The organism is Gammaproteobacteria bacterium (assembly GCA_015709695.1).
Classification (GTDB): Bacteria; Pseudomonadota; Gammaproteobacteria; order Steroidobacterales.
Genome location: CP054183.1, coordinates 2,550,777 through 2,574,419, shown reverse-complemented (window position 1 = coordinate 2,574,419; position 23,643 = coordinate 2,550,777). Strand labels below are relative to the sequence as shown.

General features: G+C 69.9%; 18 protein-coding genes. 10 read left to right on the top strand and 8 right to left on the bottom strand.

Annotation, left to right across the window (positions count from 1 at the left end):
* From HRU81_11910 to HRU81_11900, 3 genes are all read right to left on the bottom strand, one after another.
* Nucleotides 1–585 carry a hypothetical protein gene (locus HRU81_11910; protein ID QOJ32759.1) on the bottom strand — a complete coding sequence of 195 codons (585 nt, stop codon included), beginning with the start codon at nt 583–585 and terminating at the stop codon, nt 1–3.
* A 116-nt stretch (nt 586–701) separates the two neighbouring features.
* The gene (locus tag HRU81_11905) at nt 702–1,160 is read right to left on the bottom strand and encodes a hypothetical protein (GenBank protein QOJ32758.1); all 459 of its coding nucleotides are present in this window, start codon (nt 1,158–1,160) and stop codon (nt 702–704) included.
* Between the two features lie 121 nt (nt 1,161–1,281).
* On the bottom strand, nt 1,282–7,416 hold the full coding sequence (locus HRU81_11900; protein QOJ32757.1) for a VCBS repeat-containing protein: 6,135 nt from the start codon (nt 7,414–7,416) through the stop codon (nt 1,282–1,284).
* 258 nt (nt 7,417–7,674) lie between these two features.
* On the opposite strand from HRU81_11900, the gene HRU81_11895 reads away from it, so the two are divergent.
* The 4 genes from HRU81_11895 (at nt 7,675) to HRU81_11880 (ending at nt 11,584) form a co-directional block, all read left to right on the top strand.
* Complete coding sequence (locus HRU81_11895) at nt 7,675–8,262, top strand: hypothetical protein (protein ID QOJ32756.1); 588 nt, start codon at nt 7,675–7,677, stop codon at nt 8,260–8,262.
* Nucleotides 8,263–8,266: 4 nt separating this feature from the next.
* Nucleotides 8,267–9,991: an FAD-dependent oxidoreductase gene (locus HRU81_11890; protein QOJ32755.1), complete on the top strand. Its 1,725-nt coding sequence runs from the start codon at nt 8,267–8,269 to the stop codon at nt 9,989–9,991.
* A 45-nt stretch (nt 9,992–10,036) separates the two neighbouring features.
* Entirely contained in the window at nt 10,037–10,267 is a 231-nt protein-coding gene (locus HRU81_11885; GenBank protein QOJ32754.1) for a hypothetical protein, read from the top strand.
* A 156-nt stretch (nt 10,268–10,423) separates the two neighbouring features.
* Nucleotides 10,424–11,584: a Fic family protein gene (locus HRU81_11880; GenBank protein ID QOJ33392.1), complete on the top strand. Its 1,161-nt coding sequence runs from the start codon at nt 10,424–10,426 to the stop codon at nt 11,582–11,584.
* A gap of 510 nt (nt 11,585–12,094) precedes the next feature.
* On the opposite strand, the gene HRU81_11875 is transcribed toward HRU81_11880, so the two are convergent.
* From HRU81_11875 to HRU81_11865, 3 genes are all read right to left on the bottom strand, one after another.
* Complete coding sequence (locus HRU81_11875) at nt 12,095–12,808, bottom strand: J domain-containing protein (GenBank protein QOJ32753.1); 714 nt, start codon at nt 12,806–12,808, stop codon at nt 12,095–12,097.
* A gap of 72 nt (nt 12,809–12,880) precedes the next feature.
* On the bottom strand, nt 12,881–14,275 hold the full coding sequence (locus tag HRU81_11870) for an MATE family efflux transporter (protein QOJ32752.1): 1,395 nt from the start codon (nt 14,273–14,275) through the stop codon (nt 12,881–12,883).
* The gene (locus tag HRU81_11865) at nt 14,272–15,741 is read right to left on the bottom strand and encodes an NAD-dependent succinate-semialdehyde dehydrogenase (protein ID QOJ32751.1); all 1,470 of its coding nucleotides are present in this window, start codon (nt 15,739–15,741) and stop codon (nt 14,272–14,274) included. The genes HRU81_11870 and HRU81_11865 overlap by 4 nt, the downstream gene beginning before the upstream one ends.
* 55 nt (nt 15,742–15,796) lie before the next feature.
* Between HRU81_11865 and HRU81_11860 the strand changes: the two genes are divergently transcribed.
* Nucleotides 15,797–16,648, top strand: a complete 852-nt coding sequence (locus HRU81_11860; GenBank protein QOJ32750.1) for a fumarylacetoacetate hydrolase family protein — start codon at nt 15,797–15,799, stop codon at nt 16,646–16,648.
* Between the two features lie 6 nt (nt 16,649–16,654).
* On the opposite strand, the gene HRU81_11855 is transcribed toward HRU81_11860, so the two are convergent.
* Nucleotides 16,655–17,041 (bottom strand): MAPEG family protein, encoded by a 387-nt coding sequence (locus tag HRU81_11855; protein QOJ32749.1) that lies wholly within the window; start codon nt 17,039–17,041, stop codon nt 16,655–16,657.
* Between the two features lie 65 nt (nt 17,042–17,106).
* On the opposite strand from HRU81_11855, the gene HRU81_11850 reads away from it, so the two are divergent.
* From HRU81_11850 to HRU81_11830, 5 genes are all read left to right on the top strand, one after another.
* Nucleotides 17,107–18,408, top strand: coding sequence for a dicarboxylate/amino acid:cation symporter (locus HRU81_11850; protein QOJ32748.1), 1,302 nt, complete (start codon nt 17,107–17,109; stop codon nt 18,406–18,408).
* A gap of 43 nt (nt 18,409–18,451) precedes the next feature.
* Nucleotides 18,452–19,453 (top strand): DUF3617 family protein, encoded by a 1,002-nt coding sequence (locus HRU81_11845; protein QOJ32747.1) that lies wholly within the window; start codon nt 18,452–18,454, stop codon nt 19,451–19,453.
* Nucleotides 19,454–19,467: 14 nt separating this feature from the next.
* A complete protein-coding gene (locus HRU81_11840; GenBank protein ID QOJ32746.1) occupies nt 19,468–20,292 on the top strand; it encodes a D-alanyl-D-alanine carboxypeptidase in 825 nt (274 codons plus the stop codon).
* A complete protein-coding gene (locus HRU81_11835; protein ID QOJ32745.1) occupies nt 20,270–21,667 on the top strand; it encodes a hypothetical protein in 1,398 nt (465 codons plus the stop codon). The genes HRU81_11840 and HRU81_11835 overlap by 23 nt, the downstream gene beginning before the upstream one ends.
* Nucleotides 21,668–21,744: 77 nt before the next feature.
* Complete coding sequence (locus HRU81_11830; GenBank protein ID QOJ32744.1) at nt 21,745–22,896, top strand: Rieske 2Fe-2S domain-containing protein; 1,152 nt, start codon at nt 21,745–21,747, stop codon at nt 22,894–22,896.
* A gap of 71 nt (nt 22,897–22,967) precedes the next feature.
* Here the strand turns inward: HRU81_11830 and HRU81_11825 are convergent, their stop codons facing one another.
* The gene (locus HRU81_11825; GenBank protein QOJ32743.1) at nt 22,968–23,630 is read right to left on the bottom strand and encodes a dienelactone hydrolase family protein; all 663 of its coding nucleotides are present in this window, start codon (nt 23,628–23,630) and stop codon (nt 22,968–22,970) included.
* Nucleotides 23,631–23,643: the final 13 nt, after the last annotated feature.

The following is a 23,643-nucleotide window of genomic DNA, read 5'->3' as shown; positions in this document are numbered from 1 at the left end:
TCACTGCGCGCAGGTGTAGACGCCCCAGCGGGTGAATTCACGGAAAGCCACCGGTGCGGATTCCCAGGCGTCGCCATTGATCAGCAGCGGCGGCAGCTGGACGCTGAAGGCCGATACGGCAGGGATGCCGGTTTTCGACGTCATGCCCCTGCCAACCGGGAAATACCAGAAATGATAATTGCCGCGGGAGGCATCGGCAGAACCCGCCAGCTGGGCGTCCGGAGCCAGGTTCCGTGGACCTGGAGCGCTGATCTCCGCGATCGGCAACAGCTGGGGACGAGCCCACTCCTCGCTGCTGAGGACGAGATCGGGGGAGCGCAGTTGCACGATGACTCCGTCGGGTACGGAGACATTGACGTCGAGAAGGATCGCATCCGCGGCCTGGTCACGGGATGCCCGCCAGTGCACCTGCACGCCATGGGGCGCCTCGACACGAAGATTGTCGCGGACCCCCGCCACGCAGTAACCGTCCTCCCTGATGCCGGGGCCCGATGGTTCATATCCCGAGAATTTCGACGGCATGCATCCCGTTGCCATCAGCGCCATGGCGATGATCGACGCGACCGCTGCAGCAGCCCTGGTCACTGAGCGCACCCTATGCGGCACCCGGTACCATCGACGCCACGGCAAAGGGCGCGGCGAGCAGCACGTTCCCGGCGTCGGACCAGGGAACAGGGAGGATCGGTGCCGGCTGGGCCGGGTCACTGTACGCAGGTGTAGACCCCCCAGCGGCTGAATGCCTTGAAGGTGACCGGCGGCGCCTGCCAGGCCTCGCCATCGATGGTCAGCAATGGCAGCGCAATGCTGAATTCCGGTGCTGCCGGAATGCCGGTCCACATGAAGCTGCCGGCCCTCTCCGGGAAGAACCACAGGTCGAATTGCCCCCAGGCCGGGTCGGCCGGCCCGATGAGTTCAGCGCCGACAGGAAGGGAGTCCGGGCCCGGTGCCGTGATCGCCTGCACTGTCAGATGGCGAGGCTCGGGCCAGCTTTCGCTGCGGAATACCAGATCCGCGGACTGCAGGCGCACCACCACGCCCGCTGGCACGGTCAGGTAGACATGCAGCAGCACGGTGTCTGCGCCATCGTCACGATCCGCCTGCCAGTGGACGCCGACACCGTGCAATGCCTCCTGCTTGAGCCGGGTATGGATGCCTGCCACGCAGAAGCCGGGTTCGCGCTGCCCTGGGCCCGACGGCTCATAGCCGGAAAACCGCCACGGAATGCAGCCACAGGCAGTGAGCGCCAGAGCAGCCACCAGCATCCTGCGAAACAGCCTGCCGTCAATCATTGAAGGCACCATAGGCGAAACCTGGCACTGCCGAGGCTGCGGCAAAGGGCGTGGCGAGCAGCACGTTCCCGGCATTCAGACCGAGGAACAGGGAGGATCGGTTGATGTTGTTGCCGAGGTTGTCATAAAAGAACGGCGAGTTGAGGAAATCATGCGGACCGGCATAGGTCTCGACAAGGTGATCCACGAATGATCCCGGCTCGTATCCCATGCCGAGGAACTGGCCACCCCCGCCCTGTGCGCCGCCCAGGGGACTGCTCCTGCACGGCATGCGACACCCGCCCAGCTTGAACTGGTCAGCGCGAAAGCCATCGCTGACGCCGCCTGCATTCTCGGGATTCAGCCGCGACTGCGCCACCATCACCCGCCGCATCTCCACCGCAGCCCAGGTCAGCGAGGACAGCGTACCACTGGTCAGGAAACCGTTGCGGAACTCCCCGCCCTGCATTTCGGCGGACAGGCCGCCGATGGTGGATTCCGCCAGCACCCGGCCGGCGCTGTAACCGCCGCCGAACTGGATGCCGACGGCGCCCATCAGGCCACCGGTGAGGGCGCCGGCGGCAACGCCGCGCAGGTTCCCCGTGGCGATGGCGCCTGCCACGGCACCCCCCGCGGCGGCACCGACCACCGTGCTCGATATGGTCGCCGCGGCGAGCGTGTCGGCCGCGACCACGCCGCCGGCCGCGCTCGCGGCTGCCCCGGCTGCGGAGATCTGTGCGGCGTAAGCCCAGGATGACACCGCCCCCGCGGTGTAGAACGCGGCGACTGCCGCGACGATGGGACGGCCCCAGTTGCGGACCAGCCGCTGCCCGGCATGCCCGATGCGGTGCAGGCCCCGCCGGATCACCTTGCGCAGCTTGCTGAACAGGTAGCCGCTGGGATCGAAGTAGCTGGCCGGATTGTTGTTGGCATAGCTGTACGGATTGAGGGCCTGGGGATCGAGCCCGCCCGCGAGCACGGGATCCGGCGCCAGCATCCGCCCGAGCAGGGGATCCTGCAGCCGGCCGTTCATGTGCACCAGCTGCATGTTGTCCAGGTGCTCGTGCCCGGTGAAGCCGCGTTCGACCCAGTGCGCGTCGCCGTAGCGCTGGTCGGTGGCGTCGACGCTCCAGTTGGTGTTGCGCCGCTTGCCCCAGGCATCGAAGCTCAGCGCGAAGATATTCCTGCCGGTGCCGACGGCGCGCACCAGGCGGTCCACGCTTCCGGCATGGTCGTGCAGGACGTAGTAGGCCTCGAGGCCGTTCGGAGTCGACTCCACCTGGCTGTAGACCGCCCGGCCGTGGGCGAAAACGGTGGCACGGTAGCGTCGCGTGCTGCCCTCGGTCTCGACCTCGAAGTGCGGGCCGACGTAGTGGATGGTTTTCTGGCTGGAGCCGGTCCTGGTCTCCTGGCTGATGCGGGCCCGGTCCGGCCCGTAGCTGAAGCGCGCGAAGTCGGCGCCGCGGGAGATCTGCCTGGGCAGGTTGTAGCTGGTCCAGGTCAGGGACGTGCCATTGCGGTTGGTCATGTTGCCGTTGGCGTCGTAGGCGAAGCCCATGGCGCCACGCGGGCCACCGGACACGGCCGTGACGCCGTGCGGCGGCTGCGATCCCGTGCCGTAGCTGAAGCTGCCCGCATCGGATTTCGAGCGGATGTTGCCGTCGGTGCTGTAGCTCATGCCCACCGAGCGGGTGCCGTTCAGGCTTGCCTGGATCAGCCGGTTGAGCGCGTCATAGGTGAAGCGCTCGGACAGCACGGGAGAGGCGAGCCGGTTGTGCCGTGCCAGCAGGTTGCCCACGACATCCCATTCGTAGGCGTAGGACTGGATGGCGGTCGGCACCATCGACGGGCCGGCCTTGATCTCCGCCAGCCGCCCGGAGGCGCGGTCGTAGATGTTGCGTTCCTCGATCTCCTCGCTGCCGAAGCTCGACCAGCTGTCGCGGCCGCGGGGATCCATCTCCAGCAGGGTATAGACGGGATTCAGCCCGAGGCTCTCCTCGGTGATGGACCTGAGGTGCCCGAAGGCGTAGCCGAACCGGAACTGCGGCCGCCAGCCGACGGTGGCCGGATAGGTCATGGCGGCCAGCCTGCCCTCCGCGCCATAGGCATAGTCGGTCTGGTAGCTGCTGCCGTCGATGGTGGTCGACGTGCGCAGGAGCTGGCCCTTGCTGTCGTACACATACGCTTCCTGGAAGCCGGCCGGCCCGCGATCAGTGGGCGCCGTCACGGACTGCGGCAGGCCACGGCCCGCGCCCGTCGCCACGAAGCTCCACACGGTCGTTCCCTCCGGCTCGACCCGGCGTACCAGCCGCCCGAGCTGGTCGTACTCCAGGGTCATGACGTTGGCGGGCGTCTTGCCGTCGCTTTGCCGGATGAGCTGCCCGAAGGCGTCATGGGCGAAGCTGCGCCTGCCGGCATCGGGATCGACGGATTCCACGAGCAGCCCGCGCTCGTCGTAGCTGAACTGCCGGCCGTGGCCGCCGGCATCGACTGTCCCGGTCAGCTGGTCGGAGGCGTCGTAGGCGTAGGTCATCGTGCTGCCGAGCAGGGCGGTCACCCGCGTGACGCGGCCCCCGGCATCCCGGCGCATCACGGTCTCGTAGCCGGCGGCATTGCGCGCCGTGGTCTCCAGGCCGGCATAGATGAAGGCGGACTCGATGCCGGACGGTATCGCCTCGCTCATCGGCTGGTCTAGGCTCTTGGGTCGGCCCAGCAGGTCGTGGGTGAGCGTGGTCCAGTACAGGGTGGACGCATCGGCCAGGTACGGTGCCGACTGGCGCTGCAGCCGGCCCAGCGCGTCGTACTCGAACAGCTGGCGGCTGCTGCGGCCATCGACCAGGACCGACGCCCGGCCGAGGACCCTGCCCGCGCCGTCGTGCTGCGTCTCGCCCCAGGAGCCATCGCTGCGCGTCTCGCGGATGGCATAGCGTGCACCCGGTGCGAAGCACGGCCCGCAGGCGGAGTAGGTGGTGGTCGTGCTCCCGGTCGAGCGGCTTTCGGTGCGAATGCGACCGAAGTCATCGTGCTGCCAGCCGGTGACGAAGCCCCGCGGCTCGGAACGCCCGGTCTCCAGGCCGAGGGCGTCGTTCCATGCATGGCCGACCACATGATCCGCCTCGCCGCTGATCACCCGGGATTCGGTCAGCGGGCGGCTGCTGCCACTGGCATAGGCGAAGCGGCTGACGCGGGCCGGCAGCTGGCCGGCCACATCGGTGCGGGTGACGCTCGTCGTGCGGCCGGCGGCGTCGTAGGCGTAGGTGCTGCGCAGCTGCTGGGCGGGGGCGCTGGCCGTGGCATCGGTTTCGCTCATGACCCGGCAGGTCGTGCTGCTGTAGGTCACCAGCTGCGTGCGCGAGCGGGTGGCCACCCCCGTGGCGTCGCGCGAGGTATCGATGCGGGTCGGCAGGGCGAGGCAGCCGGCGGCACCCGCCGCGTCGTCGAAGGTGGTGCTGCGGGTGGTGCGAAAACTGCGGCCCGGGTCCAGGGGCGACGTCGTCTCCGTGACTTCACGGCTGGGCGCCCCGTGGATCAGGTTCCAGGTGAGAGTGCGACGCACCGACCGGACCAGGCTGCCCCGCAGGCCGCCGTCGGCGTCGACCTCGTAGTCTTCCGTCAGGTCGCCGGTGAGGTACACGAAGCGCGTGTTCAGCACCATCGCCGGCGGGCCGACGGCCATGGCCCAGGTCGGATCGTAGACGGACACCTTGCGGTCCTGGTCCCAGGTGGTGATCTCCTCGACGCGGCCGATGAACGGGAAGTCCTGGCGGAACCGGGTGACGGAGCGCAGCCCCTGGCGTGAATCGAGCGAGGCCACCGTCTCGAAGCCGAGGAAGCCCCGTCCCTGCCGGTCACGGCGTGCGCCGCTGTATTCGAGGCTGACGTCGTAGCGGCCGGCGCCGGAGACCGTGTAGCGGGCGAGCACCGGCAGCGCGCCGCCCCGCAGGGCGATCGAGCCCGGTGGATGGCTGCCGGACATCCGGTATCCGGGCATCCGGCCGAGCGTCTGGAAGCTGAAGGTCATGGCGTTGTCCAGCCCGTCGCGCAGCTGGCGCATCAGCTCGGGCCGCGGCGCGCCCGGGCTGCCGTCCGGACCCGGCGGGGGCACATGGCGAAGCAGTGACCAGGCGGGCTGGCTGGCCGAACCGAACAGCAGGTCGGCGTTGCCATCGGCGTCGGCATCGGCGACCAGCAGCCGGCTCACGCCGCCGGCCTGGGGCAGCGTCTCGTCGATCAGCTGGCCGGCGGGATCGGGACAGGCACCGTCGGAGAGGTGAACCCTCCACGCTCCGCCCGGCGTGCCCAGCACGAGGTCGCTGCGACCATCGCCGTCGTAGTCGATCGCGGTGGCCTGGCCCTGTGCGCCGGTTCCCGGGATGGCGGCGCAGGCCTGCGGTACCAGGCCGGGGAGTCCGCCGGCCGCGGTGCCGTGGCTCAGCAGGCTGTGCCAGGCGCCGTCGGCATGGCGCAGGACATCGGAGAGGCCATCCCCGTTGAGGTCGAGGACCAGGACCTTGCCCGGGGTGGCTTCCGTGGTGAACGTGGCGATGGCATCCGGGCCGAAGCCGAAGCCGTTGGCGAGGAGCGCCTCCCAGCGATAGCCGCCGCCCCCCGGGGCCGCGGATGAGCGCGCCACCAGCAGGTCGGCGCGGCCGTCACCGTCGAAGTCGCCGACTTCCAGCAGGCCAGGATTGCCTGACGGGAGGCGATTGGCCGCCGGTACGGCCGGCAGGCCCGCCCCCTTCTCGGCTTCGAAGGCGCCGCCGGTGTTGCGACGGTAGAGGACCTGGCCATCACGCAGGTAGGCGATGTCCTCGAAGCCGTCGCCGTCGAGATCCACGGGGGCCAGTTCCGCGCCGGCGGACAGCGATACGCCGGTGTTGCGTACGCTGAAGGCCTCGCCGGGCACCGATGGTGCCTGGTAGACCAGCCAGTCGGGACCCTGGCTGGACGCGACCATGAGATCGGTCAGGCCATCGCCGTTGTAGTCGATGGGCAGCCCGACGCTGTTCTCCGTGATGCTGCCGCCCACCACCACCGGTGCGCGAAAGCCGCCCGACTGCGGGTCCGACGGCCACACGGCCCAGTGGCCCTGGTGGGCGCCGTAGAGGTCCGTGGCGCCGTCGCCGTCGAAGTCACCGGGTACGGCACCGTCGACCGGGATCGCCGGCAGGTTCAGCGCCTCGCGTGTGGCGGGGCCGTCGTCCCACTGGAAGGTCGTCGGTGGCAGGCAATCGCGGGGCCCGCACTGGGCAATGCTGGCGAGCCGGCTGCGCCGCACACCACCCGGCACCGGTGTCGCGTAGCCGAGCGCGTAGCGATGCACGCGGGTGAAGCCGCTGCCGGCGTCGTGTGCATACTCGATGGCGCTCAGGCGGCGGGACTCGCGCCAGGGCGAACCCCAGGTGTAGCCGCTGCGCTGGTCATCCGCCGGGCGTGCTTCCCAGCTGAAGGCCAGGCGATAGCGCGCCTGTGCCGGGGTTTCCCCGGCGCCATAGCTCCAGAGGATCTCGGTCGGGTAGTGCTCGCCCGCCACCGCGTCTTCCTGGTACTGGAAGGCCATGCGCTGCCCGAAACGGTCCTCGACTTCGTTGAGCGCCCAGGCGCGCACCTCGCCGGTGCCGGGCGCCTCGACCCGGGAATCGGCGTCGTTGCCGTAGCGGTACACCAGGCCATCGGGGCGGCGAAGCTCGAACGACAGCGGGCCGGTTCCCAGCGCGCCCAGCATCGTCACGACTTCGTAGTTGTGCAGCTCCGTGCGGTACTGGGCGCCGCTGACTCCCGGCACCGCCGAGATCAGCACCAGCGGATGGCCGTCGAGGCAGTAGCGGTCCTGGCGCGAGAAGCGCACGCCCTGGACGCGCCCATCGAGGGCGACCGTGAGCGGACAGCGGCTGATGATCGAGAAGCCGCTGAGGGACCAGCCCGCCCCGGCTTCCCCGCGCGCGGACTGGCTGTTGTACTCGAGGCCGATCGCCGGCCGCAGGCCGTTCATGCCGGCGGCCACCGTGACCGGCACCGAATAGGCCACCGCACCCGTGGCGGTGGCCTCGAAGCTGCCGTCGACCCGGCCCGGCACGGTCGCCCCCCGGGCCGTGCCGGCGATGAGCAAGATCGGCAGAAGCACCATTCTCCACCAGGCTGTGCGCATGTCCCGTCTCCGCTCGAGTCGATGGCAGGCATCAAAGCAGCGGTGGTGGCGGGCAGCGATGCGCCAATCCCGGCGGTTGCTGCACTAAGTGCGGCAATCTGCACGAAGCGCGGCGAATCAGGCCCGGGATGTAGGCGGGGCGGGCGTCGTGCATAATCCGCCCCGGGTTCCGGTATCCCGGTTGCCGAGGTGCGTCGGCGACGCAGCGGGTGCCGGTCGGGTCGCGAACGGATTTCTCCGGAGAGGATGACTATGCCAATGCGCTTCAAGCAGGCGGCATGGATGCTGGCAACCTGCCTGGGCATCGTGCTGCCGGGGCTCGCCTCGGCCGCCGCCGAGCCGCAATACACCTATGGCGAGATCGCCTACGCCAACACCGACTACGACCACTACGGCGACGGCGACGGCTTCATGCTGGGCGGCTCCTATGCCCTCAACAGGAACATCCACCTGCTGGCTGCCTACGAGGACACTGACCTCGACCACGACGCGGATTACAACGCCCTCGCCCTCGGCATCGGCCTCAACACGCCGCTGCGCCAGGGGCTCGACCTGGTCGGCCGCCTGCGGCTCATCAGCGCCAACCTCGACCAGCCGGGGGATGACGACGAGACGGGCTTCAGCCTCGAGGGCCTGATGCGGGTGATGGTCAATCCGCAGCTGGAACTCAACGGCGGCATCCTCTACGAGGACGTGTTCGACGACAACACGGCGCTGGAACTGGGCGGCCTGTACGAAATCGCGCGGAACGTCTCCATCGGCGCCGGCCTGGTGCTCTCCGACGATGTCACCCGGTTCAACCTCGGCGTGCGCTTCTACTTCGCGCCGCCAGCCCAGCTCCGCTAGGCGCATGCGTGCCCTGGCGCTGGTGGTGGTGCTGGCGCTCGCCGCCTGCACCAGCCAGCGCGCCGCGCCGCCGCAGGCGGACGTCATCGTCATCGGCGCCGGCATCGCCGGCCTGGCGGCGGCACTGGAGGCCAGTGCCGGCGGCGCGCGGGTCGTGGTGATCGACAGCAACTCGGTGGGCGGCGGCCACGCGGTGCTCGCCGGCGGCTTCTCGCTGGTCGGCACCCCGCTGCAGGAGAAGCGCGGCTACCGCGACGACCCCGAGCTGGCGATCCGCGACATCCTCGCCTGGGGCGGGGATGCCGATCCCTACTGGGTGCGCCGCTACGTCGAGGCCTCGCGCCCCGAGGTGCACGACTGGCTGGCGGCCCGGGGCGTGGAGTTCGTGATGATCCTGCCGAGCGCGGAGGACAGCGTGCCGCGCTTCCACTTCACGCGCGGGGCGGCCGTCACCGCCGTGCTGCCGGTGCTGCGCGATGCGCTCGCCGACGAACGGATCAGCTTCCTCTTCAACCACGAGGTGACCACCCTGCTGCGCGACGGGCACACGGTCGGCGGCGTGGTCGCGCGTGACCTGCGCAGCGGCCGGCAGCTCAGCCTGCGGGCGCCCGCGGTGGTGATCGCCACCGGCGGCTTCGAGAGCAACGATGAGCTGGTGCGCGAGCACTGGCCGGCGGATCGCGCCGTGCCTGCGCCGCTGTATGTCGGTTCCGGCGAGTTCGCCACCGGCAGCGGCCTGCGCCTCGCCACGCAGGCGGGCGCGGCGCTGGCGCGGCTGGACCGGCAGCTGGTCTACGTCACCGGCATGCCCAACCCGCGCGATCCCTCGGGCCGGCGCGGGCTGCTGGTGCAGAATCCCGCCGCCATCATGGTGGATGGCGGGGGCCGCCGTTTCATCAACGAAGACGCGCCTTCCAAGGACATCGAGTCGCTGGTCCTGTCGCGAAAGCCGCCGACCTACTGGCTGGTGTTCGATGCCGCGGGCCGCAGGCAGCTGATGGTCCGTGGCGGACCCTGGCTCGATCGCCGCACCATCGACGGCGAGATCATGGGCAACCCCGCCCTGGTGAGCCGTGGCGATGACCTGGCCTCGCTGGCCGCCGCCACCGGCCTGCCGGCAGCGGCGCTGGGCGCCACCGTGGCCCGCTACAACGGCTTCGTGCAGGGCGGCCGTGACGAGGACTTCGGCCGCTTCGGCGCGACAGCCGGCGGGCGGCTGCCGCCGGCGCTGGGCGAGCCGCCCTACTACGCCATCAAGCTGTACCCGATGACGCGCAAGAGCATGGGCGGCATCGCCATCGACCATGATGCACGGGCGCTCGATGCCGGCCACCGGCCCATCCCGGGCCTCTACGCGGCGGGCGAGGCCACCGGTGTCGCCGGCATCAACGGCAGCCATGGTGGCAGCGGCACCTTCCTCGGGCCGTCGCTGCTGCTCGGGCGCATCGCCGGGCGGACGGCCGCTGCCGAGGTGCTGCCCGCCGGCCAGTCTGCCGCCACCGGACCCCTGCCGCCCGTGCCGCCGGCGGACAGCCATCCTCCCGAAGCCCTCGCCGACCGCCTGGCGCAGGTGGAGCCGGGGTACTGGCACTTCACGCAGGTGCACCGCCTGGTGCAGGAGCGCGCCCTGGCCTGTGGCAGCTGCCACGACGCCACCTGGCCCGCCGGCCCGGCGCAGACGCGCGCGCAGCAGCAGGCGCAGCTCGCCAGCTGCACCCGCTGCCACTGAGCAGCGCGGGAAAAAGTTGGCGAGCGCACGGGTGCGCCCCTGTCGGTGGCCCGCTCGACCCTGGGCTGGCCGTCGCGCCTGGCCCGGAGGGATGCGCCGGTGATCGCGGCGATGCGTGAGCTTGCGACCCAGTACCGGCGCTACGGCTACCGCCGGTTCCAGGTGTTCCTGGAGCGCCGCAGTCTGGAAATGGGCGCCGATCGTGGGCACCGCCTCTGGCGCCAGGAGCGGCTGCAGGTGCCGCGGTGCCGGATGGGCAGTCATCGCCAAACGTAGGACAAAAGGCGGCCCGAAAAGCGGCCATGGAGAGGCCTGCATTGGGTAATTGAACTGACCTAAGCCAATGATCTATATTGATGTATGGCTATGCGGAAACCGGCCAACAAAGCGGACATGAAGGCGGCATCGGATCGAAGCGAAACCGCCTCCGGGATGGAGCCGTTACTGCTGCGGGAGGACTCCCGCCATCGGCCAGGACTCACTGACCTTGCGCTGGAACTCGCGCAGAAGAGCGCGGGCTTCCGGCGCTCGCTGCCGGAAAGTCTGCTGTCGTCGCTGGCCGATCTGGTTCGGTCAATGAATTGCTACTACAGCAATCTCATCGAGGGTCACGACACCCACCCCGTCGAGATCGAGCGGGCCCTGCGGGGCGACTACAGCAAGGACGCCACGAAGCGCGACCTTCAGCTTGAGGCGAGGGCGCATATCGAGGTCCAGCGCTGGATCGACGGCGGCGGGCTCAAGGGTCGATCGGTCACGACCACGGCGCTTCAGGAGATTCATCAACGCTTCTGTAGCCTGCTCCCCGATGAGCTTCTGACTGTTGAGGATCCCGTCACGAAGGATCGGGTCAGGGTCGTTCCGGGCGAACTCCGCCACCGGGACGTCAAAGTCGGGCGGCACGTCGCGATCAGCCCGGCCGCCGTGCCGCGCTTCCTTGAGCGCTTCGAGCAGGTGTACGGCCAGCTGGGCAAGACCGAGACGATTCTGGCGACGGCGGCGGCTCATCACCGGCTGGTGTGGATACACCCTTTTGTGGACGGCAATGGCCGCGTTGCCCGCCTGATGTCCCATGCGACGATGCTGGAGGCCCTGGACAGCGGTGCAGTCTGGTCTGTTGCTCGCGGCCTTGCCCGCAACGTGCAGGCCTACAAGTCACATCTGGCAGCCTGTGACCAGGCACGCCGGAACGACCTCGATGGCCGCGGTCCCTTGAGCGAGGAAAACCTCGCAGAATTCACGCGGTTCTTCCTCACGACCTGCCTGGATCAGGTGGCTTTCATGGAAAAGCTGGTGCGGCCCGAGGAGCTGCGGACCCGAATTCAGCTCTGGGTGGAGGAAGAAATCCGCCTCGACCGCCTGCCGCCCAAGTCCGGCTCCATTCTCGATGCGGTGCTCTATCGCGGCGAACTGCCTCGGGGCGATGCGGCGGGCATCGTTGGCACCGGCGAACGGCAGGCCCGGCGGGTGGTCTCTGCTCTCCTCGACCGGGGTGTCCTGACGTCCACCAGCACGCGGGCGCCGCTGCGGCTGGCATTCCGCGCAGCCCTGGCGCCGCGGTGGATGCCAGGCTTGTTCCCGGATCATGCATGAGGCGAGCGGGACCAGCGCAGAAGAATCCTTCAGCGCACCGGGCGTGCCAGGCAAAGTTTCGGGCGGCGGGGTCCACGGGACGAATACCTGCGGCTTCCGTGATGACGCCAACTTCTTCCTCAAGATCCAGGCGACCTTCCCCGGAGTTGCGCGATGAACCAAAAAAGAGCCCCGCAGTGCGGGGCTCGTTCATCGTTGGCCGGTCCAGGCGCCGCCCCAGGTCGCTGGGGGGGAGGGGAAGACGACCCGGGGAGGGGGGTCGGCGCCTGTCCGGTCTTTGCTCGATGATCTGTCAGAGCATGAAGGCCAGGATCAGCACCGGGAACATCACGGCAACCAGTGCGGTGGTCACGCCCTCGAGCTGCTCGAAAACGTTCAGGCTGCAACTGGTGTTCATGGTTCGTCCTCCTTGCCATCCGTGTCGCGATCCGATGGTGCCAATCTAGAGGAGGGACGCGGCGACTTCCTTTCGGTGCCGTAACACTTTGTACCAAGTTGTAACGGGCCCGGTCAGGCCTGGGTCGAGAGGAAGACCCCGCGGGAGCGGGGGAAGACGACGCTGAGGAATCCGGCCCCGACCAGCCAGCTGCCGTCGCTGGAGCCGTCGTCGAGGCGGATGTGGGTGATGCGCGCCACTGCCTGGCACCAGTCGCTGTCTACCTTGACGACCGTTCCGGGTTCCAGCAGCCGGCGTGTCTCGAAGCCGATGCCGTCGGGGGAGACATCGCGGGAGTGGCCGGTGATGGCGGGTCCGGGCCAGCGGGTGAACAACCGCAGCTCGTGGTTGCCCGGCAGGCGCGGCAGCGCGCGCCGGCCATCGCTGGCGAGCTGCCTTGCGGTCGCCGGGTGCAGCGGGCTGGCGCAGTGGCGGCAGCGGGCATCGGGCTGCTGCACCGGACGCGACTGGTGCGGTGCGCCGCAGAACAGGCAGTGCTCGGCCTGGTGGCCGCGCGCACCACGGCGTGCGGCGGGCGCGTCGCGGGCGGCCTCCGTCCGCGTGTCGATCACGCGCAGCTGGAAGTCCTGGTCGTAGGCGGCGCGCTTCCGCGGGCTGGTGAGCACCGCATAGGCTTCGTTGATCAGCGCCGCGTGGCCGTGTTCGCCGCCGAGGTCCGGGTGGGCCTTCAGCCGCTGCATGAGGGTGCGGTAGCTGGCGCGGATGATCTCCACCGGCGCGCCCGGCTGCACCTGCAGGATGCGGTAGTAATTGCGGCGGTTCTCCATGGCGGCCAGCCTACGCCAGGCCCGCTCCGGATATCTGAGGCCGCGGTCGCGGTTCCGCCGGCCGGCGCGGCCTCAGGCCTGCCGGGTACGGGCCGCGGCGGCCCTGGAGTTGAAGTCGGCGAGCATTTCCCTGAAGGTCATGCGGAACCAGGCGGCGCCGATGCCGCCGGCGACGACATTGGCGGTCGCCGCGGCGATGAAGATGCCGACCAGGCCGAACAGGTGCGACAGCAGCCAGGCCAGCGGCGCATAGACCGCGATGGTCCGCGACAGCGAGACGAACATGGCCACCATCGGCTTGCCCAGCGCATTGAGCGCACCGTTGACGGTCATGGAAATGCCGAAGGCCATGTAGCTGAACGGCACGATGTGCATCTGCATCAGCGCCGCCTCGCGGGCCTCGGGCTCCAGCCCGAACAGGGTCGTCAGCAGGCCGCCGGCCAGGAACATCACCACCGCGACACAGGCGCCGTAGATCAGCGAGAAGCGGTAGGCGAAGCTCACGCCCTCGCGGACGCGGTCGAGGCGCCCGGCGCCGAAGTTCTGGCCGCTGAAGGGGGTCATGGCAGCCGAGAGCGCCATCAGCGCCATGAGCGTCAGCCCCTCCACGCGCGCCGCCATGCCGAAGCCGGCCACGGCGCCGTGGCCATAGCGCGCCACCTGGCTGGTGATGAATGCCGTGGTGACGGGCGCCACCAGGCCGCTGGTGAGAGACGGCAGGCCGACGTGCAGGATGCGCCGCCAGGAGTCGCCGATCAGTTCCGCCCGGAAGTTGCGGAAGCTCACCAGGTTCTCGCCGTACATGATGAAGTAGATCGAGGCGCACATGGTGACCGCATTGGCGATCACTCCGCCGAGCGCGGCGCCCTCGATCTCCATGCGCGGGAAGCCGAACAGGCCGAAGATCAGCACCGGGTCGATGAGGATGTTGAGCACCGCCGAGGTGGTCATGATCATGGCCGGCCGCTTGGCATCGCCCAGCGCGCGCAGCACCGAGTTGGCGATCATGGGGGCCACCATGAAGACGCCGCCCCAGTAGTAGATCCGCATGTAGCGGTGGATCATCGGCAGCGTGGTCTCGTCGGCGCCGAGCAGGCGGAACAGCGGGTCGATGGTCAGCAGGCCGACGATCAGCACGCCGATGGCGCAGGCCACCGCCAGCAGCATGGCGTGCCCGGTGATGCGGCGCACATCGTCACGGTTGCCCGAGCCGAACAGCCGCGAGACCACCGAGGAGGTGCCGGTGCCGAGCGCCATGGCGATGACGCCGACGACGAAGCTCACCGGGAAGGTGAAGCTGACCGCCGCCAGCTGCTCGGTGCTGACGCGGGCGATGAAGAACGCGCCGGCGACGTTGTTGGTGACGATGGCGATCATGCCCAGCGCCATGGGGATCATCAGCGAGAAGATGTTCCTGCCGATCGGGCCCTCGGTGAGCAGGGCCCTGCGCCTGCCTTGCGGCTTCATGCGCTCTCCCCGGCGTCGACGCCGGCAATGGCCAGGTACTTGATCTCCAGGTAGTCCTCGATGCCGTAGCGGGAGCCCTCGCGGCCGATGCCGGACTCCTTGACGCCGCCGAAGGGGGCGACCGTGGTGGAGATCAGGCCGGTGTTGAGGCCGACGATGCCGTACTCGAGCGCTTCGGCGACGCGGAAGCTGCGGCCGAGGTCGCGGGTGTAGAGGTAGGCCGCCAGGCCGGACTCGGTGTCGTTGGCCATGCGGATCGCCTCGGCCTCGGTGCCGAAGCGGAACAGCGGCGCCACCGGGCCGAAGGTCTCCTCGCGGGCGAGCCGCATCGCCGGGGTGGCCCCGGCGAGGATGGTCGGTTCGAAGAAGCTGCCGCCCAGCGCATGGCGCCGGCCGCCGGCGAGGATGCGGGCGCCCTGCGCCACGGCATCGGCGATGTGCGCCTCGACCTTGGCCACCGCCTGCATGCTGATCAGCGGGCCCTGGTCGGTCTCGCCCTGCAGGCCATCGCCCACGCGCAGCCTGGCGACGGCGGCGGCCAGGCGGCGCGCGAACTCGTCATGGATGCCGGATTGCACCAGCAGCCGGTTGGCGCAGACGCAGGTCTGGCCAGAGTTGCGGAACTTGCTGGCCATGGCACCGGCCACCGCGGCGTCGAGGTCGGCATCGTCGAAGACGATGAAGGGCGCATTGCCGCCGAGTTCCATCGACACCTTCTTCACGGTGCCGGCACACTGTGCCAGCAGCAGCTTGCCGACCGCGGTGGAGCCGGTGAAGCTCAGCTTGCGCACCAGCGGGTTGGCGGTGAGCTCGGCGCCGATCTCCGGCCCGGGCCCGGTGATGATGTTGACCACCCCGGGTGGCAGGCCGGCGCGGCAGGCGAGCTCGGCGAGCGCCAGCGCGGAGAACGGCGTCTCGGCCGCCGGCTTGATCACCATGGTGCAGCCCGCCGCCAGCGCGGGGGCCAGCTTGCGCGCGATCATCGCCGAGGGGAAATTCCACGGCGTGATGGCGGCGACGACGCCCACCGGCTGCTTGAGCACCAGGATGCGCCGGTCACGCTGCGGGCCGGGAATGACATCGCCGTAGATGCGCCGGGCTTCCTCGGCGAACCACTCGACGAAGGAGGCCGCATAGCCGATCTCGCCGCGGGATTCGGCCAGTGGCTTGCCCTGCTCGGCGGTCATGAGGATGGCCAGGTCTTCCTGGTGCGCGAGCATCAGCGCATGCAGCCGCCGCAGCAGTGCCGCGCGCTCCGGTGCCGCCAGTGCCCGCCAGGCCGGCAGCGCCGCCTGCGCCGCCTCGACGGCGCGGCGCGCGTCGGCCGCTCCCATGCCGGGCACGCTGCCGATGCTGGCTCCCGTCGCCGGATTGAGCACCGCGCTGGTGGCACCGGAGGCGGCGCCCACCCATTGCCCGCCGATATGGCTGAGCTGGCGCAGGAGGTTCGGGTCGGTGAGTCGCATCGGGCCGCCTATACTAGCGGATTCCGCCATCGCGACCCGAAGGGGAGGCCACGACGTGAAGTTCGCGAGTTTCCGCATCCGCGGCGTGCCGGGCTACGGCCTGGCCAGCGGGGATGAGCTGCGTCCGGTGCCGGCCACGTTTGCAGCGCGCTTCCCCGACCTGAAATCGGTGCTGGCCGCCGGCATGCTCGGGGCGGCGGCCGACGCCGCGCGTGCCAATCCGCGGCTGCCGGATCCCGCGGAGGTGGCCTTCGATCCGGTGATTCCCAATCCGGGGAAGATCCTCTGCGTGGGCGTCAACTACCTCGCGCACATCCGCGAGATGGGCCGCGACCCCCCCGCGCACCCGGTGATCTTCGTGCGCTTCGCCGATTCGCTGGTGGGCCATGGGCAGACCCTGGTGCGCAGCCGCGTCTCGACCCAGTACGACTTCGAGGGCGAGCTCGCCTGTGTCATCGGCCGTACGGCGCGCCATGTCAGTCCCGCCGAGGCGCTCGGCTACGTGGCCGGCTATGCCTGCCTGATGGACGGCTCGGTCCGCGACTTCCAGCGCCAGACCTCGCAGTTCACGGCCGGCAAGAACTTCCCGGCCAGCGGTGCCTTCGGCCCCTGGCTGGCGACGGCCGCGGAGATCCCCGATCCCGCCGCCCTGCGACTGGAGACGCGCCTGAACGGCGAGGTCATGCAGGCCGCGCCTACCGGCGACATGCGCTTCGGCGTCGCCGAGCTGGTGGCCTACGCCTCGACTTTTACGAGGCTCGAACCCGGTGATGTCATCGCCACCGGCACGCCGGGCGGCGTGGGCTTCGCCCGGCAGCCGCCCGTGTGGCTGAAGGCCGGGGATGTCCTGGAGGTGGAGATCAGCGGTATCGGCGTGCTGCGCAACCCGGTGGTCGACGGGGACTGAGCCGCCCTAGCGGAGCAGCGACCAGAGGGCGCCACCGAGACCGCCCAGCAGCAGGATCATCACCGGCAGCGCGGAGAGGCCGAAGCCGGCGGCGCGCTTCTTCGGCTCGGCGACGTAGCCGCGCAGGTAGACGATCCGGCCGATGATGAACAGCAGGCCCAGGGCCGCGGCCCAGGCCTCGCTCAGGTAGGTGGCGAACAGCAGCATGCCGGGAACGAAGCACAGCAGCTGCTCCATGGTGTTGTAGTGGACCCGGTAGTAGCGCTCGAACAGCGGATGCCCGGTGACCGCCGGCGCGGCGACGTGATAGCGGACGCGGGCGCGGCCCACCAGGGCGCCGAAGACGAAGAACTCGATCAGGGCGAGGGCGATGACGGCGTGGACGAGGGCCATGGGACTTCCCTTGTTCGGGCTGCTGGCCTCATCTTAAGCGCAAAGCCGCCAGCCCCGGTGACCGCATGATGGAAGCATCCGCCCGCCGCCCGCTGTACACCTCGCTGTATTTCCAGGTCATCGTCGGCGTGGCCCTGGGGGTGCTGCTCGGCGTGCTGGCGCCGGCCAGCGCTGTCGCCATGAAGCCGCTCGGCGACGCCTTCATCAAGCTCATCAAGATGATCATCGCGCCGGTGATCTTCTGCACCGTGGTCACCGGCATCGCCGGCATGGAGGACATGAAGAAGCTCGGGCGCACCGGCCTGTATGCGCTGCTGTACTTCGAGGTCATGAGCACGGTGGCGCTGCTGGTAGGGCTGCTGGTGGTCAACCTGGTCAAGCCAGGCGCCGGGCTGCACATCGATCCGGCCACGCTGGATCCCTCGGCCATCGCCGCCTATGCCAGTCCGGAGCGGATGAGCGGACCGGTGGATTTCCTGCTCGACATCATCCCGGCGACGCTGCTCGGCGCCTTCACCTCGGGCAACATCCTGCAGGTGCTGCTGGTGTCGCTGCTGTTCGGCTTTGCCCTGCACCGCGTGGGTGGGCGCGAATCGGCCGTGTTCCGCTTCGTCGAGCGTCTGTCCGGGATCCTCTTCGCGATCGTCGGGCTCATCATGCGGCTGGCGCCACTCGGCGCCTTCGGCGCCATGGCCTTCACCATCGGCCGCTACGGCGCGGCCAGCCTCTGGTCGCTGGCGCACCTCATGGGGGCCTTCTACCTGACCTGCCTGGTGTTCGTGTTCGGCGTGCTGGGGCTGGTGGCGCGCAGCAGCGGCTTCCGCATCTGGCGCTTCGTCAGGGCGATCCGCGAGGAACTGCTGGTGGTGCTGGGTACCTCGTCCTCGGAGGCCGTGCTGCCGCAGATGATGCAGCGGCTGGAATCCCTCGGCGCCGGCAAGTCCGTGGTCGGGCTGGTGATTCCCACCGGGTATTCCTTCAACCTCGATGGCACGGCGATCTACCTGACCATGGCGGCGGTGTTCATCGCCCAGGCCACGGACACCCCGCTCGGCATCGGCCAGCAGCTGACGCTGCTCGCCGTGCTGCTGGTGACCTCCAAGGGAGCCGCGGGCGTCACCGGCAGCGGCTTCATCGTGCTGGCCGCCACGCTGTCCGCCGTGGGCGGGCTGCCGGTGGCCGGCGTGGCGCTGATCCTCGGCATCGACCGCTTCATGTCCGAGGCGCGTGCGCTGACCAACCTGGTTGGCAACGGCGTCGCCACCCTGGTGGTGGCCCGCTGGTGCGGTGACCTGGACGAGGAGCGGTTGCGGCAGGGTCTGGCGGCGCGCACGGATGCTGACCGCGCGTGCAGGGCTCGGCTATAGTGCCCTTGCTGCGCCTGCACGAGCGCATCCAGGGGAGACCGCAATGAACACCCGCATCACCATGCTGCTGCTGGCCGGCGTCGGCCTGTTCGCGGGACTGGCAGCAAAGGCCGCGGAACCCGCGGCACCCGCGACCGAACCGGGCGAGACCTGGGAGATCACCAGCTCGATGGAAATGGCCGGCATGTCCATGCCACCGCGCACCCAGCAGGTCTGCCAGCCGCTCGCGGGCGACCAGCCGGCGGTGCCGCAGCCGGACAACGATTCCTGCGAGATGTTCGATGTCCGGCGCAGCGGCAGCACCATGAGCTGGCAGATGCGCTGCACCGGCAAGGACGCCATGACCGGCAGCGGCGAGATCAGCTACCAGGGCCGCGACAGCTACCAGGGCCGGATGACCATGAACATGGACGGCCAGACGATGACCACGAGGCTGTCGGGCAAGCGCCTCGGTGGCCAGTGCGATGCCGCCGCCGTGAAGAAGAAGATCGCCGCCGCCGAGAAGCAGAGCGCGGAGATGCTGGCACAGCAGTGCCGCGAGGCGGCCCGCAGCATGCAGGTGGCGATGTTCGACGGCCGCGTTCCGGGAGTCTGCGATGCGAAGACCAAGGCCGAATTCTGCAAGCGCCTGGGCACGGAGCAGGGCTTCGATCTCCTCGCGGCGCGTGGCCAGGTGCCAGGCGCCGACACGACGGACCTTGATTCCGCGGGCAAGGCCTGCGGCACCGACATCCCTGCAACCCGCCTGCGGCTGTGCAAGGCGGCCGTCGGCAAGGATGCCTCGCTGCCGTTCCTCGCGCGCCACTGCCCGGACGAGGCGGCACCGCTGGCGCAGGCACAATGCGCGGGCCGCAGCTTCACCTCGCCACCGGCCGAGAAGTACCGCGAGTTCTGCAGTGACTATGCGCGGCACAACCTGATGCAGGGCGGGGCGGGCACGCCGGATTCGTCGGGCCAGCCCGCGCAGCAGGAGCAACCGCCCCCGGGCAAGGACACGGCCATCGAGGAAGGCAAGAAGGCGCTGCGCAAGCTGCTGCCGTTCTGACCGGCGCCGGCGCGGTGCCCGCGGCCGCTGCCCTGCTGGCGCTGCTGGCCGCCTCGTCGGCCACGACGGTGTTGCCGCAACCGCAGGCGGCAGCCGTGGTGGACCGGTTTCCGCGCGCGGCACCGTCCTACGTCGTCGCCATCGATGGCGTCATCCGCTGGGAGCGCGGTGCCGACCTGCCGCGGCCACCGGCCTCGCTGACCAAGATCCTGAGCGCCATCGTGCTGCTCGGGCAGGACTGGGATCCGCAGCGGGTCATCACCGTCAGCCCCCGCGCCGCATCCCTGCAGGGCACGCGCCTGCGCCTGAAGGCGGGCGAGCGGCTGCGGGCCGGCGATGCCCTGACGGCGATGGTCGTCGCGTCGGCCAACGACGCCTGCCTGGCGCTGGCCGAGGCCGCCGCGGGCAGCGTCGAGGCGTTCGTCGCCCGCCTCGATGCCCGTGCACGCGAGCTGGACCTGACCGGGACGCACTATGCCAATCCCTGCGGGCTGCCTGGCACCGGCCACGTCACCACTGCCCATGACCTGCTGCGCATGGCGGATCTCGCCATGGCCTTGCCGGAGTACCGGTGGCGCGCGGGCGTGGTGAGCGGGGAGATCGTCACGCTGGACGGGCGACGCATCGCCCTGCGCACGACGAACATGCTGCTCGGTCGCGTCCCTGGCGCCCTCGGCGTGAAGACCGGCTACACGCGCGCAGCGGGCAAGTGCCTGGTGGCGCGCGCCGAGCGCGATGGCAGGCGGGTGGACGTGGTGCTGCTCGATGCGCCGGACCGCTGGTGGACGGCGGCGGCCCTGATCGAGGAAGCCTTCCATGTGGCCGGCGCGACGCCCTGAGGCGGCCGCCGCGCTTGCCGCGGCGCTGGTGCTGGCCGCGGGCGTACTGGCCTACGCCAACGCCTTCCGCGGCGACTTCCAGTTCGATGACTGGAACGTCATCGTGCAGGATCCGCGGGTGCAGTCGCTCGCCGCCTGGAGGGACTCGATGCCGGGCATCCGCCCGCTGCTGAAGCTGAGCTATGCGCTCAACCATGCGAGCGGCTTCGGGCTCGCCGGCTTCCATGCGGTCAACCTCGGCATCCACCTCGCCAACGGCTTGCTGCTGCTGGCGCTGCTGCGCCAGTGGCACGCGCCCCTTCCCGGGAGTCGTGCCGTCGCGGCCGCGGTCGCCGCCCTGCTGTTCACCGTGCACCCGGTGCAGACCGAGGCGGTCACCTACCTGTCCGGGCGCTCGACGTCGCTGGCGGCGATGTTCGTGCTCTCGAGCCTGCTCGCCTGGGTGCGCGGCCAGCGCGGCCGGCAGGCCTGGCTGAGCCGCGGGCTCTCGCCGCTGCTGTTCGCCTGTGCGCTCGCCACGCGGGAAACCGCCGCCGTGCTGCCGCTGGCCATGCTGCTGTGGCAGGCGACGGCCGGGAACGGGCGCGCCCGCGGCCTGGCGTCCTGCTGGCGTGCGACGGCAGCGCACTGGGCGGTGCTGCTGCTGGCGGCGGTCCTTGCCGGGTTGTTGCCGGCGTACCGGCAGTTCTTCGCGACCAGCATCGAGGCGCGATCGCTCGCGGACCAGCTGGCGAGCCAGGTGCAGGCCGTCGCCTACCTCGCCGGCCAGCTCGCCAGGATCGATCGCCTCAACGCCGATCCCATGCTGCCCGTGGTGGGTGCGCTGACACCGGCACTGGTCCTCACCGGCCTGCTGCTGGCCGCGGCGCTGTGCTGGGGAGTGTGGTCACTGCGCCGCCGGCCCGCCCTGGCCTTCGGCCTGCTGTGGTTCTTTCTCTGGCTGGCGCCGACCAACTCGCTGCTGCCGCGGCTGGATGTGGCGAATGACCGGCAGCTCTACCTCGCGCTGGCCGGGCCGGCGTGGCTGGCCGGGGTGGCCACGGCCTGGATGTCGGCCCGGCGCCGGGGCGTTGCCATGCTGGCGACCGCCGTGGTGGTCGCGGGCCTGCTGCTGGCGACCGTGGATCGCAATCGCGTCTACGCCAGTGAGCCCGCTTTCTGGGCCGACGTGGTGGCGAAGACGCCCGGCAACAGCCGGGCCTGGAACAACCTCGGCCATGCGCTGGCGCTCGCCGGGCGCCCGGCGGCGGCGGAGCGTGCGCTGCTCGAGGCGCTGGCCGTGGATCCCGGCAATTCCAGGGCGGCGGTGAACCTCGCGCTGCTGCGGGCCGGCGCGCTCGGGCCGGCGCCACCCGGCGAGCAGCGGGAATTCTGACCTGCATCAAGATGGGCTCCTGCTCCGCTGCCGAGAATCCGGCATGACAGCAGCGCAGATCCGCAAAGGAGCCAACCGTGTTCATCAATTTCTGGTACATCGCCGCCCAGTCCGGCGAAGTCAAGTTCGGCACCGACCGCCCCCTCAAGGTGATGATGCTCGGCCACAACTTCGCGCTGTGGCGCGACAGCAAGGGCAAGGTCCGCTGCATCAGCGACACCTGCACCCATCGCGGCGGCGCCATGGCGGACGGGCGCATCCGCGGCGACTGCGTCGAGTGTCCCTACCACGGCTGGACCTTCAACGGCGAGGGCACCTGCGTGCGCCTGCCCTCGCTCGGTGCCAACGCCAGGATCCCGGAACGCACCCGCATCGATGCCTATCCGGTCGAGGAGAAGTACGGCCTCGTCTGGGTGTTCCTCGGCGACCTGCCGGAAGCCGAGCGCCCGCCGATCATCAGCATCCCGGAATACGATGATCCGGCCTGGCGCAGCATCATCCTGCAGGCCGACTGGAAGATCGACTACAAGCGCTCGATCGAGAACACCATCGACCCCGCGCACAACGAATTCACGCATCCGACCCACGGTTTCCTCGGCGTGCGCGAGGACTACGAGGTCAAGGACTTCACGCTCGAGGACGGCACCTGGGGAACGGGCTACCACAACCGCATGTTCGCGCCACGGCTGGCGCAGAGCGACATGAGCAAGGCCTCGGGTCGCGACAAGGAGGCCTGGATCGACGGCGGTGTCGGCCATGTCGGACCGCACTGCACCTGGGTGCAGATCGACGCCTCAGACTCCATGAAGCTGCACAACTACCTGCTGCACACGCCAATCCACGAGACGCTCGACCGCTGGTACCTGATCGCCACGCGCAATAACCTGCTCGATCCGCGCTACGACACCACCTTCGCCGACCGCAGTGCCTACATCGCCGGGCAGGATCAGTACGTGCTCGAGCCGCAGCACCCGCGCATCACGCCACGCAGCAACGCACACGAGTTCCTCGTTCCCGCCGACAAGGCCATCGCCCGCTACCGCGAGTACTGCCGGGAGTGGGAGGAGCGCGGCTGGCGGATCGACGTGCAGAAATTCCGCAGCGAACATGATCGTGTCGCCTACGCGATCCCCAGCCCGGCGCGGCGCCAGCACAAGAGCTGGGTGCTGCCCTCGGTGCCGCTGCTGCCGGGCAAGGCTGCCGAGGCCGCTGCGGCACGCAAGGCCTGAGCGCGCCGCTGCAGGCGGACGGGTCCATGCGGCTGCTGTGCATCAGCAGCCCATGGGCATCCGGCGCCGCCTCAGCCGACGTGCCGCTGGAGGAACTCGCGTGTGCGCTGCAGGGCCAGTTCGGCGCTGGCGGCGTGGTAGTCGTGGCGTTCGTCGCAGTTGAAGCCGTGGCCCGCTTCGTCGTAGATGAAGAAGCTGCCCTGCGGCCGCCCCGCCTCGATGGCCGCCACGGTCTGCGGCGGGATGTACGGGTCGAGCTTGCCGAAGTGGTACATGACCGGGCACTTCGGCTGCAGCTCCAGCCACGAGGCGGTGTGGCGGCCGTAGTAGGAGACCGCGGCATCGATATCGCATTCGCAGGCGGCGAGATCGGCCAGGGCGCCGCCCCAGCAGTAGCCGATGGCGCCGACGCCACCGGCCTTGCGCACGGCCTCCACGGCCGCGCTCATGTCGAGGATGGTGTTGGCGCGGTGCAGTGAGGTCATCACCTGGCGCGCGGCGGCGATTTCCTCGTAGGGCAGGTCGACACCCGGGCGCACGCGGTCGAACAGCGCCGGCGCGATGGCCAGGTAGCCGTCCGCGGCGAAGCGGTCGGTGACGTGCCGGATGTGGTGATTGACGCCGAAGATCTCCTGCAGCACCACGAGGCCGCCGCGTGGTTTGCCCTCCGGCTCGGCGAGCCAGGCGGCGAAGCGATGGCCGTCAGATGCCTGCAGTTCGATTTGCCTGCCCATGGCGGAGTGCTCT

Excerpts from the sequence above, each read along its gene's own strand:
- HRU81_11900 (QOJ32757.1), bottom strand. The coding sequence starts at position 7,416 with ATGCGCACAGCCTGGTGGAGAATGGTGCTTCTGCCGATCTTGCTCATC.
- HRU81_11895 (QOJ32756.1), top strand. The coding sequence starts at position 7,675 with ATGCGCTTCAAGCAGGCGGCATGGATGCTGGCAACCTGCCTGGGCATC.
- HRU81_11890 (QOJ32755.1), top strand. The coding sequence starts at position 8,267 with ATGCGTGCCCTGGCGCTGGTGGTGGTGCTGGCGCTCGCCGCCTGCACC.
- HRU81_11880 (QOJ33392.1), top strand. The coding sequence starts at position 10,424 with ATGGAGCCGTTACTGCTGCGGGAGGACTCCCGCCATCGGCCAGGACTC.
- HRU81_11875 (QOJ32753.1), bottom strand. The coding sequence starts at position 12,808 with ATGGAGAACCGCCGCAATTACTACCGCATCCTGCAGGTGCAGCCGGGC.
- HRU81_11870 (QOJ32752.1), bottom strand. The coding sequence starts at position 14,275 with ATGAAGCCGCAAGGCAGGCGCAGGGCCCTGCTCACCGAGGGCCCGATC.
- HRU81_11865 (QOJ32751.1), bottom strand. The coding sequence starts at position 15,741 with ATGCGACTCACCGACCCGAACCTCCTGCGCCAGCTCAGCCATATCGGC.
- HRU81_11855 (QOJ32749.1), bottom strand. The coding sequence starts at position 17,041 with ATGGCCCTCGTCCACGCCGTCATCGCCCTCGCCCTGATCGAGTTCTTC.
- HRU81_11850 (QOJ32748.1), top strand. The coding sequence starts at position 17,107 with ATGATGGAAGCATCCGCCCGCCGCCCGCTGTACACCTCGCTGTATTTC.
- HRU81_11845 (QOJ32747.1), top strand. The coding sequence starts at position 18,452 with ATGAACACCCGCATCACCATGCTGCTGCTGGCCGGCGTCGGCCTGTTC.
- HRU81_11835 (QOJ32745.1), top strand. The coding sequence starts at position 20,270 with ATGTGGCCGGCGCGACGCCCTGAGGCGGCCGCCGCGCTTGCCGCGGCG.
- HRU81_11825 (QOJ32743.1), bottom strand. The coding sequence starts at position 23,630 with ATGGGCAGGCAAATCGAACTGCAGGCATCTGACGGCCATCGCTTCGCC.